Below are 11,859 nucleotides of genomic sequence, written 5' to 3'. Positions count from 1 at the left end.
GGAGGCCACTGAGCGTGGGGGCATGACTTTCCTCGACGAGGTGAAGAACGCCGTCACGCCACGGGCCGCACTGCTCGTCATCGGCGTACTGGCGTTGCAGCTGCTGTTCATCGCGTCCTACGTGGGAGCTCTGCACGACCCCAAGCCGAAGGACGTCCCCTTCGCGGTCATCGCGCCCGAACAGGCGGCCGCCCGCCTCGTCGAACAGCTCGGCGGCCTCCCCGGCGAACCGCTGGACCCCCGTACGGTCGCGGACGAGGCCACGGCCCGGCGGCAGATCATGAACCGGGAGATCGACGGCGCCCTCGTCGTCGACCCGGCGTCGAACACGGACACCCTGCTCGTCGCCTCCGGCGGCGGCACCGTGCTGTCCTCGGCCCTGACCGCGCTCACGACCAAGATCGAGGCGTCCCGGCAGCGAGAAGTACGGACCGTGGACGTGGCCCCGGCGTCCCCCCAGGACTTCGACGGCCTCTCCGCCTTCTACCTGGTCGTGGGGTGGTGCGTCGGCGGGTACCTCTGCGCGTCGATCCTGGCGATCAGCGCGGGCTCACGGCCGGCCAACGGTCAGCGCGGCGTGATCAGGCTCGGCGTCATGGCGCTGTACTCGATCGCGGGCGGGATCGGTGGCGCGGTCATCGTGGGACCGATCCTGGGCGCCCTGCCCGGCAGCGTCATGGCCTTCTGGGGCCTCGGCACCCTGGTCGTCTTCGCCGTCGGCGCGATCACGCTCGCGCTCCAGGCGCTCACCGGCATCGTGGGCATCGGCCTGGCCGTCCTGCTGGTGGTGATCGCGGGCAACCCGAGCGCGGGCGGGGCGTTCCCGCTGGCGATGCTGCCGCCGTTCTGGGAGGCGATCGGGCCCGCCCTGCCGCCGGGGGCCGGCACCTGGGCCGCGCGCTCGATCGCGTACTTCGAGGGGAACGCGATGACCGGATCGTTCCTGGTCCTCGCCGCGTGGGCGGTGGCGGGCTGTGTGATCACCCTGGTCATGGCGCTGCGCCGGCCGACGAACGCGGAGTCGCGCCCGGTCGGCGTGTAGCGGGCCGCCCCCGGCCACGCCGAAGGCCCCGTCCGGCACGCATGTGCGCACCGGACGGGGCCTTCGGGCCGGCCGGGCCCGGGCCCGGCCGGCATCAGCCGATCAGCCGTTCAGCCGATCTCCGCGCCCAGCGCGGCCAGCGCCGCCGGCACCGGCTGGAAGAACGTCTCGCCGCCCGACGTGCAGTCGCCACTGCCGCCCGACGTGAGCCCGACCGCCGTGTCGCCCGCGAAGAGCGCGCCGCCACTGTCACCGGGCTCCGCGCACACCGTGGTCTGGACGAGCCCGTTCACGATGTCGCCGTTGCCGTAGTTCACCGTCGCGTCGAGCGCGGTGACCTCACCGTCGTGCACCTGCGTGGTGGAGCCGCTGCGCGTCACCTTCATGCCGACGGTCGCCTCGCCCGCCTTGGTGATCGGCTGCGTGCTGCCGTTGTAGAGGTTGACCTCGCTCGGGTGCTCGACCCCGTCGTCGTACTTCACGAGCGCGAAGTCGTTGCCCGGGAAGGTGGACGCGGCCATCGTGCCGAGCGCGCCGCCCGTGGAGTCGGTCCACTGGGTGCCGGCCTTGCCACAGTGACCCGCCGTGATGAAGTGCGGGGCGCCGTCCTTGACGACGTTGAAGCCGAGCGAACACCGGCCGCCGCCATTGAGGATCGCGTCGCCGCCCGCGATGAGCGGCTTGAACTCCCCGGCCGACTTCTTCAGTTCGGCCTTCTCACCGAGCGCGCCGACGACCTTCTCCAGCTTCGCCCACGCGTCGCCCTTGACCGTACGGTCGGCCGTCACGACGACCTTGTTGGTGACCGGGTCGGTGGCCCACGAAGTGCCGGGAATGGTGGCTTTGTCGGTCAGGGTGGTCCGTACGGCTTTCAGCTCCGCGAGACTGTTCTCGACGATTCTGGCCTTGCCTCCGGCCTTCCGTACGCCCTGGGCCGCCGCCTCGTCCACGACGTTGACCACGAGCGCCTTGGACTCGCTGTCGTAGTACGCCCCGGCCGCGTCGCCGCCCAGGAGCGAGTCGAGGTCCGAGGCGAGCTTTCCGGCTCCCGTCGACGACAGCTTCTTGACGGTGTACTGAGGTGTCTCCTCACTGGCGTTCGCAGTCTGGAAGGTAACTCCCGCTGCCACCAGGGCCGCGATACCTGCTCCCGCTATTGCCACACGGCGCTTGACTGTGCGTCGGTGCTTCACGTAATGACCTCCTGTGGGGGGGTTCGTCCCTGCGAAGTGGGGGGCAGGTCCGAGTACGCCCACTATTTCGAGGCTGATCGGTAGCACACAAGGTCGACTTCAGGACGCGCACACGACAACCCCAGTGCGCCCTCCGTGTCTTTACAAGCCAAGCACCGCCTGTGCCCGTCACGTTCGCGAACACCGCGTGCGACCGTGCGCACAGCAGCGGGTGAGGACTAGTCCTGTCCGGTACTCGCCCTTGCGGTCCGGATTCCGGCGGCGCCGGCGCGCATTGCGGGAACTCCCGGCGCTCCGGGGGCCGTTCAGCAGACTCGGCGCCGCCCCGCACGCCCCGGCCTCTCGACGGCGCGAGTTCCCGCATGCCCTGGCCTCTCGACGGCGCGAGTCCCCGCCCGGTCGGCCGGGCGGGGACTCAGGGGACTCATCTGTGCCGGTGCGCTCCTGGGGCTCGGGCCCGCGTCCTAGTAGACGCTGACGCCGTACGCGCTCAGCGCTTCGGTGACCGGCTGGAAGAAGGTCGTACCGCCGGACGAGCAGTTGCCACTGCCGCCCGAGGTCAGACCGATGGCGCGGGTGCCGGAGTAGAGCGGGCCGCCGCTGTCGCCGGGCTCGGCGCAGACGTTGGTGCGGATCATGCCGTAGACGATGTCGCCGCCGCCGTAGTTCACCGCGGCGTTGAGGCCGGTGACGGAACCGCTGTGGGTGCCGGTCGTGGAACCGCGACGGGTGACGGACATGCCGACGGTCGCGTTGGCCGCGCTGGTGATGTCCTGGCTGCCGACGGTGCCGGGGTGGGCGAGTGAGGTGTTGGCGTACCGCACGAGGCCGTAGTCGTTGCCCGGGAAGCTGGAACCGGCCGTCGGGCCGATGCTCGTGGTACGGGAGGAGTTGGTGTACCAGGGCGGGTTGCCGTCGGTGCAGTGGCCGGCGGTCACGAAGAAGTACGTACCCGCGCTGTTGCGGACGTTGAAGCCCGCCGAGCAGCGCCAGCTGGTGGCGTAGATCGCGTCGCCGCCGGCGAGAAGCTTGGAGAACTTGCCGGGGGTGCGCTCGACGCGGATGGCGCCTGCGTTCGTCCCGGCTTCCTTCTTGATCTTGGCGATCTCGGCGGCGGAGACCGTGCTGTCGGCCGTGACGACCAGGGTGTTCGTCGCCTTGTCGATGTGCCAGGCGGTACCGGCAACATCTGCTTCGAGGACCGCGTCACTCGCGGAGGTGAGCTGGTTGGCGCTGTACGCACGAGCCGTGTCGGCGCTGGCGTTCGGTACGGCGAGTGCGGCCGCGGCGACGAGTCCTGCCGTGACGCCGATCAGGCGGGATCGTCTCGCTATGCCGCTGCGGGGGGTAGTGCGCTTGATCCTCACTTTTCGTCCTCCCAGGGGGAAGTAGGGGGCCCGTTCGTGGGGTGAGACGGGCCCGTGAGGCGCAGTCAGTGAACCGGTCCGGATTCCGGACAGGTTGTGCCCCTGACAAGCGCTCCTCGGGAGTATTCGGGCCGTCAACTGCCCGCGCAAGGGCGCCTTTCGGCCGCCGGGGAGCCGGGTGCCGTTCACCACGGCCGTGTAGCGACCGGGCGGTGCCCCGTACCGGCCCGGTTGACTTGTCCCCGGCCGGTGTCCCCCGCCTGTCTCCCCCACCGGTCTCCCCTGCCGGCCTCCCCGGCCCGAGCCGGCGACTGTCCCCCGCCGGTCTCCCCCTACGTCAGCGGCCGTCCCCCCGGGAAACGCGCCGCTCCCCCGCCGGTACCGGAACCGGCAGCGTGTTGCCCGGCGGCGGGAACGGGCAGATGAAGTGGTCGGCGAAGGCGCACGGCGGCAGCAGCGCCCGGTTGAAGTCGACGCTCACCACGCCGTCGGCGGCGGGCGCGGGTGGCCGCAGGAAGCGGAAGCGGTACGAGCCGGCGCCGCTGGTCGCGTCGGCGAAGACCGCCCACAGCGAGCCGTCGCCCTCGACCGCGACCTGGAGCGTGTACTCCTCGCCCTCGATGCCGAAGGCGATCTCCCCGGCGAGGCCGAGCCCGCGCGTGCGCCCGTCCGCGTTCTCGACCTGGAGGGTGGTGCGCCCGGCGGCGTACGGACGGAACCGGCCCGCCAGCGCCCACTTCTCGTCGTACGGCGTCACCTCCATGCCCGCGAACGCCCGCCTCGCCGGGGACTCGGGGTCGAAGACACGTACCGCCCAGAGCCCTTCGCGGCGCAGCACGACCAGCCGCCGCCCGGCCGCCTCTACGCGGGAATCCGGAATGGGCCCGGTGTCCGCGGTCAGCCGGGCCTCGCCGGTCAGGAGCTCGCCGTCGAGGCTGATCCCGTCCTCGGGCGAGGCGGTCAGTACAACCTCGTCACCCTCGGCGGTCCACCGGCCCGGCACGCCCGGAATACGGCCTTCCGGGTAGTCGGCGAGCCAGTGCGTGCCCGTGAGCGAGAGCGGACCGTACGGCGCGGAGACCGTCCCGGTGCGCTGCTGGTGCCAGTCGTTCCAGTCCTGCCGCGGGTCTGTGCTCATGCGCGCAACCATTCCACACGGGCGCCGCGGGCACGGGGAGCCCGGTGCGCCGCCCGCGTCAGCAGTCGCAGCCGCAACACTCGCAGCAGTCGCAGTCGCACTTGTGGCAGAGCCCTTCGCGCTTCTTGCGCGACCAGGCCCCCTCGTACTCCTTGGCGCAGCAGAGCCGGCAGGTGCAGCACAGCCCGACCGCGGCGGCGCACCCCGCCCAGAAGCCGCGCCTGCCGGGCCGGTGCGGCTCGCCGGTGAACCCCGGCGGCATCCCACCGGGACCACCGGGACCACCAGGACCACCGGGCACGCCCGGACCGCCGTAGGCGCCGTACCCGCCGCCGGGGGCGCCGGCCCCGCCGCCCCCGTAGGGATTGTTCGCGCCGTACGGACCACCGCCGCCGTGACCGGCCCCGGGCGGCGGCGTCCCGTACGCCTGGACCTGGCCCTGGTGACCGCAGGCCGTCGTACCGAACGCCCGGTCCACGGACCGGCTCAGCTCGTGGGCCAGCAGGACGTGCGCCAGCCTGTCGTCTGTGAAGGAGGCGTCGCGCAGCGCGAGCCGTACACCGTGCACCGCGTCGTCGCACAGCCGGCGCGCCTCGGCGAGGCCGGTGCCGGTCGCCGTCAGCGGGTTCCAGGCACCCGACGCGGCGTCAGCTTCCAGGTCCTCCACGGCGTCCAGCAGGTGCGCGAGCCTCCCGAAGAGGCGGCCGGCCTCCGCCAGCGGCGCCGCGTTCTGCGGCCTGCCGGCGAGTACGGCGGTGTGCGCGAAGGCCGCCGCGGTGGCCGTCTCGGCCGGTTCGGTGACCGTGAGGACCGGGGTGCCGGGCCCTGCCAGCGCCTCGATCCCGGCCTGCCGGTCCACCGCGTCGACCAGCAGCGCGGTGTCGAAGCCCAGCGACGCGCCCGTACGCGCGCCCGCCCTGTCCCAGCCGGCGGCGACCCGCCGGGCTGCCGCGGCCACCGGCCTGCGGGCCAACACCCCGTCCCGGTCGGCGACGTGGTCCCGCATCTTCGCCGAGGCCAGTACGAGGGAGACGGCCGCCGCCAGTCTGGCCCCCTCGCCCTGGGCGACGGGCGCCGTGCGCATCGCGCGCAGTGGACAGGGGCCGGCCGTACGCCGCCATCCCGTGACGCGCTCGGACTGAGCCTCCGTCAGAACCGAGACGATCAGCCCGTCGTAGTTGGTGACGACCCGCGCGAGCTGCCCGTGGTCACCGCGAAGTGCCAGGCAGAGACCGCACAGATGGGCCATCCACTCGGTCCTGAGCCCCTCCGTGAGCCGATGGCTGCATGGCCTGACGATTCCGAACAAGGCGCTCCCCCAGGAGTCGTGAGACGGTGCGGCCCGCATCGTACCGAGGCGCTCGCGACGGGACGGGTTCACCCGTCCGTCCCCTTCGTCACCCGTGTGGCCCGACGGTCCTACTTTTCACTCTGTCAGCAGCCGGACACAGTAGGAACCTTGACGAATCGCCACAAGTTCTGCACCAGTACCGTCACGAATCCCCTGCGCGGCGGCTATCCACTTGGCGCGTAATCCGCATGATGGACGACGATAGGGGGAGCGGTACACAGACCGACCGCGGTGAAAGGAGGCGTCCCATGGGATCGGTGCGCAAGGCCAGTGCCTGGCTCGGGCTCGTCGAGGACAGCGACGACGACCGCTACTACGACGACGAGTACGCCGAGGGAAGCAACGAGAGTGCCGAGCCCTGGGTCACGGACCCGCGGGTCCGGGCGGTCTCCGAGTCCGCCGAGGACAAGAGCCCCAGAATCGCCACGGTCACCCCGGACGGCTTCCGGGACGCGCGTAGCATCGGCGAGCTGTTCCGGGACGGCGTCCCGGTGATCATGAACCTCACGTCCATGGAGCCCGCCGATGCCAAGCGCATCGTCGACTTCGCCGCCGGCCTCACCTTCGGCCTGCGCGGTTCGATCGAGCGCGTCGCGAACCGGGTCTTCCTGCTGAGCCCCGCGGACACCGAGGTCGTCAGCGGCGAGGCCGCGGGCCGCGACACGCACGGTTTCTTCAACCAGAGCTGATGGGCGAGGCCGCTCACCGGAAGGCGTCAAGACCGGTGAGCGCCTTGCCCAGTACGAGCTGATGCATTTCGACGGTGCCCTCGTAGGTGAGCACCGATTCGAGGTTGGTCGCGTGCCGCATCACCGGGTACTCCAGCGAGATCCCGTTCGCGCCGAGAATCGTCCTGCTCGTGCGGCAGATCTCGATCGCCTCCCGCACGTTGTTCAGCTTGCCGAAACTGACCTGCTCGGGGCGCAGCCGCCCCGCGTCCATGCGCTGCCCGAGGTGGTGGGCAAGCAGGATGCCCTTGTGGAGTTCGACCGCCATGTCGGCGAGCTTGGCCTGGGTGAGCTGGAAGCCGCCGATCGGCTTTCCGAACTGCTCGCGCGTCTTCGCGTAGTCGACCGCGGCCTCGAAACTGGCGCGGGCGGCGCCCATCGCGCCCCACACGATGCCGTACCGCGCGTGGCTCAGACAGCTCAGCGGCCCCTTGAGCCCCGTGACGTCCGGCAGTACGGCGTCGGCGGGCAGCCGCACCTCGTCCATGACCAGCTCGCTGGTGACCGAGGCGCGCAGTGACCACTTGTGCTTGATCTCGGGCGCCGAGAAGCCGGCGGCGTCGGTCGGTACGACGAAGCCGCGAATGCCGTCGTCCGTCTGCGCCCAGACGACGGCCACGCCCGCCACCGACCCGTTCGTGATCCACATCTTGCGGCCCGTCAGCACCCAGTCGGAGCCGTCCTTCTTGGCGTACGTCCGCATCCCGGCCGGGTCGGAGCCGTGGTCGGGCTCGGTCAGCCCGAAGCAGCCGATGATCTCGCCCGCGGCCATGCCGGGCAGCCAGCGCTGCTTCTGCTCCTCGGACCCGAAGCGGTGGATCGCGTACATGGCGAGGGAGCCCTGTACGGAGACGAGCGAGCGGATGCCGGAGTCGGCGGCCTCCAGCTCCAGGCAGGCGAGGCCGTACTGGACGGCGGAGGCGCCGGCGCAGCCGTAGCCCTCCAGCGACATGCCGAGGGCGCCGATCGAGCCGAGCTCCCGTGCCAGGTCACGGATGTCGGGGAGCTCGCCGCGCTCGTACCAGTCGGCGATGTGCGGCATGACCCGGTCGGCGGCCCACGTGCGTACGGTCGCGCGGACGGCGAGGTCCTCGGGTGCCAGCAGATCGTCGATGCCGATCGGGTCGCTGGGGTCGAACGGCGGAAGCTTCGAAGATACGGACATTCCTGGCCCTCCGGCGGCTGCTCGGCTCACAATCCGATGTGGTGCGATGGTGCGAAAAACTAGCAGTGGTAGTTACTGCTCGCGGCCGACGTTACGGGGTCACCGCGCGACCCGTCCAGACCCGGCCCGTTCGGCGTACTCACGGGACGCCGGCACCGTCACCTGCGGCGAAGGCTCGCTCGCGCACTCCTTCTCCTCCCGCTCGCTCGCGCACTCCTTCTCCCGCTCGCTCGCGCACTCCTTCTCCGCCCGCGCACCGCACTCCATCAGCCGCGGCAGCCTCAGCGCGGCCAGCGCGCCGAGGAGCAGCAGGCCCGCGCTGACGAAGAGCGTCACATGCAGGCCGTGGACGAAGGCGTGCCGCGCGGCGGTGCGCAGCGCGTCACCGGCGGGTCCGCCGATCCGCTCCGCGACCGTGTACGCCTCACCGAGCGAGTTGGCCGCGCCCGCGCTGTCCGCCGAGGAGACACCGGGGACGCCTGCCACGCCGGGCACGTACGCGGCGTTCATGACGCTGCCGAGCAGCGCGATACCCATGCCGGCCCCGAGCTGGTAGGAGGTCTCGCCGATGGCTGCGGCGCCGCCCGCGTGCTCGGCCGGGGCCTCGCTCAGCATCGACTCGTACGCCCCGAACAGCGTGGTCTGGAGCCCGAAGCCGAGCATCACGAAGCCGGCGGTCAGCAGCGCGGGCCGGTCGTGCTGCCCCATCAGGGTCAGTACGAGGACGGCCGCCGCGGTCAGCGCGAAGCCGGACGAGACCATCGCGCGCGGGCCGAGGCGCTGGAGGGTGTACGAGCCGGTGGCGCCGGCCGCCATCGCGGCGAAGGTCAGCGGCAGCAGCCGCAGTCCCGTCTCCAGCGGCCTCAGGCCGAGCACCAGTTGGAGGTACTGGACGGCGATCAGCTCCAGGCCGACCAGCGCGAGCATCGCCAGGACGATGCATCCCACGGACGTGGAGAAGGCGGCCCGCGCGAACATCGTCACGTCGATCAGCGGATTGGCCCGCGTCCTCTGCCGCCGTACGAAGAGAACGAGCAGCGCGGCGCCGGCGAGCAGCGGCAGCAGCGTCCTGGCGTCGGCGATGCCCTCACCGCCGCCGATCCGTTTCACACCGAGCACGACGCCGAGTACACCGGCCGCCGCCATCAGCGCGCCGAGGACGTCCCACGGGCCCTGGCCGCTCCCCCGGGACTCCGGCAGCAGCCAGCGGCCGGCCGGCAGTATCAGCACCATCAGCGGGATGTTGATGAGGAAGACCGAGCCCCACCAGAAGTGCTGGATCAGGAAGCCGCCGAGCACCGGCCCGGTGGCGGCCCCTATCGCCGCGACCGCCGTCCAGATGCCGATGGCGACGGCGCGCTCGCGCCGGTCGGGGAAGACCTGACGGAGGATCGACAACGTCGCGGGCATGATCATCGCGCCGCCGACGCCGAGCAGGGCGCGGGCCGCGATGAGGACGTGCGGGTCGTCGGCGCAGGCGGCGAGCGCGGACGCGCCGCCGAAGAGCCCGTAGCCGAGCAGCAGGACGCGGCGGCGGCCGACGCGGTCGCCGAGCGTGCCGAACAGGATCAGCAGGGAGGCGCAGACCAGCGGATAGGCGTCGACGATCCACAGCAGTTCCATCGCTCCGGGACGCAGGTCCTCGGAGACGGCAGGGACGGCGATGTGCAGGATCGTCGCGTCGAGGGCGACCAGCAGCAGGCTGACGCACAGGACGACGAGTACGACCCAGCGGTTGCCCCCGACCGCCTTCGCCGCCCGGCCGTCCGGCCGGTGCCCGGGGGCGCCCGCAGACCGCTGTGTTCCGGCCGTGGTCGTCCCTGACATGTACGTCCCTCCCAGTGGCGCATCCCTCGCGCTCGGCGGACCGGCGGGAACGGCGTTGTCCAACGTCCCTGCGGGCCCGGCATCGACGGGCGAGTGAGCCGTCAGAGTACGCGAGTTCACACGCCTGCCGCGTGGTGCACCTCTCACCGGACCCGAAGGGGGGTGTGGCGTACGCCACGTCGCCCCCGACCTGCGGGAACCGCGCGCGGGGGCGGTCCGGTGATCTTGGGAGCCCCATGAGGGAGCGGAAAATTCCGTGTTGAGTTCCGGTGAACGCAATTCGTCGGCACCCATTCACTCTTACGAGCGGGCCTCCGAATGAATTGCGCAGCGGGCCTCCTGGATTTCCCGAACGGCCTGGAATTACCCTCCCGGTGAGACGCACCCCACATCACATCGTCATCACAAAGATGCTGGATGGGCCGGGCTTGTCGTTCACTCGCTGTAACGTCGATTCAGTGCGTACTGACCGAATCTTCGCCCGGCTGGACCGGGAACCGGAGCCGCCGAAGATAGAGATCCCCGGGATGAGCCGTACCCGTACGGCCCTCTTCGGTTCGACGCTGGCGTTCTACATGGCCATCGTCTGGGCCGTGCTGATCACGTCCTGGCTGGTCGCCCTCGACTGGAAGATCATGCTGTTCCGGCCGTACGAGCAGTGGCCGCAACTGCACGCCTTCCTGGACTACTTCGTCGTGCTCGGGCAGCGCGGCCCGACCGCCGTGATGGTGGCGGCCTGGCTCGGCTGGCGTTCCTGGCGCCAGCACACGCTGCGCCCGCTGCTGACCCTCGGCGCCTCGCTCCTGCTGCTGAACGTGACGGTGGGCGCGGTCAAGCTCGGCCTCGGCCGCCGCGGGCCGCACTACGCGACGGAGATCGGCTCGGCCGAGATGTTCGCGGGCGGCGATATATTTCCTTCCGGTCACACCGCCAACGCTGTGGTCACCTGGGGCATCCTGGCCTACCTGGCCACCACGCCCAGGGCCAGGCGCTGGCTTTCGGTGCTCTCCGCCGTCGTCGCCCTGGGTGTCGGCGCGACCACCGTCTACCTGGGCACCCACTGGGTGAGCGACGTGCTGCTCGGCTGGGCGGCCGGGTTGCTCATCCTGCTGAGCCTGCCCTGGTTCGAGCCGCTCATCGGCCGCACCGAAGCGTGGGTCTTCGCGGTACGCGAGTCCTGGCGCACACGTCGCCGGCTCGGCGCCGCGCGTCCCGCACCGGCCGGCGGCCGTCTGTCCCCGGCACTGTTCCCTCAGCGTCAGCCCACCGCCCGCAACGCCGCCCAGGCGGACAGTCCGGCCCGCGAGCCGGTGACCGCGGGCAGCGGCCGTGCCGCGGGAGGCGCGACCAGGACCGCCGTTCACCTCACGCAGCGGCCCCACACGGCGCGCTCCGAGCGGCCGCCCGTCACCCCGGCCGGCAGCCGCCGTCCGCCGCACGCCGACCGCACGGGGGCCGCACGCCCCGGCACCTCGCCCCGGCCGGTGACCGGCGGCTGACCCGCCCGGACCCGCCCGGACCCGCGAGACGGTACGCACAGGCACCATCCCGCGCACGACGAAGGCCCCGGCCGGCTCCCATGGAGCCGCCGGGGCCCTTGTCGTGTTCTCCCGGGTTCGGGCGGGGCCGGGCTCCGGGCGGGACCGGGGTTCCGGGCGGGAGCTGGGTTCCAGGCGGGGCCTGGGTCAGCCCTTCCAACAGCGGATGACCGTGTCGTCCTTGACCTCGAAGTTGAGGCGGCCCTCCAGGAACTCCATGGTGATGATCGAGCCCGGCGGGAGCGACCTGACGGTGGTCCAGCCACGCTCCCGGGCCAGCCGCTCCGCGTGGCCGGCGTCGAGGCCGACGTACGCCTCGGGGGTGTCGTCGGGCTGTTCGGAAGGGGTCGGTAGGGGTGCCATGGGGCTCACCGTAGGCCGCTCGGCGCGGGGAGGGAAGTACGGGGCCCGAGCTGTGTGTCATCGCCCCAGATACCTCAGCGGTCACACTTGTGTCACAGGATCACGACAGGCGTTTGAGATGAGCCGCTTCACCCGAAAGGGCATCCG

The 11,859-nt window shown here is 71.6% G+C and carries 10 protein-coding genes; 3 read left to right on the top strand and 7 right to left on the bottom strand.

Annotation, left to right across the window (positions count from 1 at the left end):
- Positions 1–22 precede the first annotated feature (22 nt).
- A complete protein-coding gene (locus AS594_RS27150) occupies positions 23–1,042 on the top strand; it encodes a DUF3533 domain-containing protein (protein WP_069929476.1) in 1,020 nt (339 codons plus the stop codon).
- A 110-nt stretch (positions 1,043–1,152) separates the two neighbouring features.
- Here AS594_RS27150 and AS594_RS27145 read toward each other — a convergent pair whose 3' ends face one another.
- The 4 genes from AS594_RS27145 to AS594_RS27130 all read right to left on the bottom strand — a co-directional run bounded on the left by AS594_RS27145 (position 1,153) and on the right by AS594_RS27130 (position 6,049).
- Positions 1,153–2,235, bottom strand: a complete 1,083-nt coding sequence (locus tag AS594_RS27145) for a S1 family peptidase (protein ID WP_069929475.1) — start codon at positions 2,233–2,235, stop codon at positions 1,153–1,155.
- 464 nt (positions 2,236–2,699) lie between these two features.
- Positions 2,700–3,602 carry a S1 family peptidase gene (locus AS594_RS27140; protein WP_069935450.1) on the bottom strand — a complete coding sequence of 301 codons (903 nt, stop codon included), beginning with the start codon at positions 3,600–3,602 and terminating at the stop codon, positions 2,700–2,702.
- Positions 3,603–3,939: 337 nt separating this feature from the next.
- A complete protein-coding gene (locus AS594_RS27135; RefSeq protein WP_069935449.1) occupies positions 3,940–4,740 on the bottom strand; it encodes a DUF1684 domain-containing protein in 801 nt (266 codons plus the stop codon).
- 58 nt (positions 4,741–4,798) lie between these two features.
- Entirely contained in the window at positions 4,799–6,049 is a 1,251-nt protein-coding gene (locus AS594_RS27130; RefSeq protein WP_206281757.1) for a DUF5685 family protein, read from the bottom strand.
- 290 nt (positions 6,050–6,339) lie between these two features.
- Between AS594_RS27130 and AS594_RS27125 the strand changes: the two genes are divergently transcribed.
- The gene (locus AS594_RS27125) at positions 6,340–6,780 is read left to right on the top strand and encodes a cell division protein SepF (protein WP_069935448.1); all 441 of its coding nucleotides are present in this window, start codon (positions 6,340–6,342) and stop codon (positions 6,778–6,780) included.
- A 13-nt stretch (positions 6,781–6,793) separates the two neighbouring features.
- Here the strand turns inward: AS594_RS27125 and AS594_RS27120 are convergent, their stop codons facing one another.
- Together AS594_RS27120 and AS594_RS27115 are read right to left on the bottom strand one after the other, a co-directional pair.
- On the bottom strand, positions 6,794–7,984 hold the full coding sequence (locus AS594_RS27120) for an acyl-CoA dehydrogenase family protein (RefSeq protein ID WP_069929471.1): 1,191 nt from the start codon (positions 7,982–7,984) through the stop codon (positions 6,794–6,796).
- 99 nt (positions 7,985–8,083) lie between these two features.
- Positions 8,084–9,811, bottom strand: coding sequence for an MFS transporter (locus AS594_RS27115; protein WP_069935447.1), 1,728 nt, complete (start codon positions 9,809–9,811; stop codon positions 8,084–8,086).
- 458 nt (positions 9,812–10,269) lie between these two features.
- On the opposite strand from AS594_RS27115, the gene AS594_RS27110 reads away from it, so the two are divergent.
- On the top strand, positions 10,270–11,310 hold the full coding sequence (locus AS594_RS27110; RefSeq protein WP_069935446.1) for a phosphatase PAP2 family protein: 1,041 nt from the start codon (positions 10,270–10,272) through the stop codon (positions 11,308–11,310).
- A gap of 186 nt (positions 11,311–11,496) precedes the next feature.
- Here the strand turns inward: AS594_RS27110 and AS594_RS27105 are convergent, their stop codons facing one another.
- Entirely contained in the window at positions 11,497–11,712 is a 216-nt protein-coding gene (locus AS594_RS27105; protein WP_069929468.1) for an I78 family peptidase inhibitor, read from the bottom strand.
- Between the last annotated feature and the right edge of the window lie 147 nt (positions 11,713–11,859).

The sequence above is a fragment of the Streptomyces agglomeratus genome, from assembly GCF_001746415.1.
In the GTDB taxonomy this organism is placed as follows: Bacteria; Actinomycetota; Actinomycetes; order Streptomycetales; family Streptomycetaceae; genus Streptomyces; species Streptomyces agglomeratus.
The sequence above is the reverse complement of the archived record's forward strand: the minus strand, read 5'-3'. Positions and strand labels throughout refer to the sequence as shown.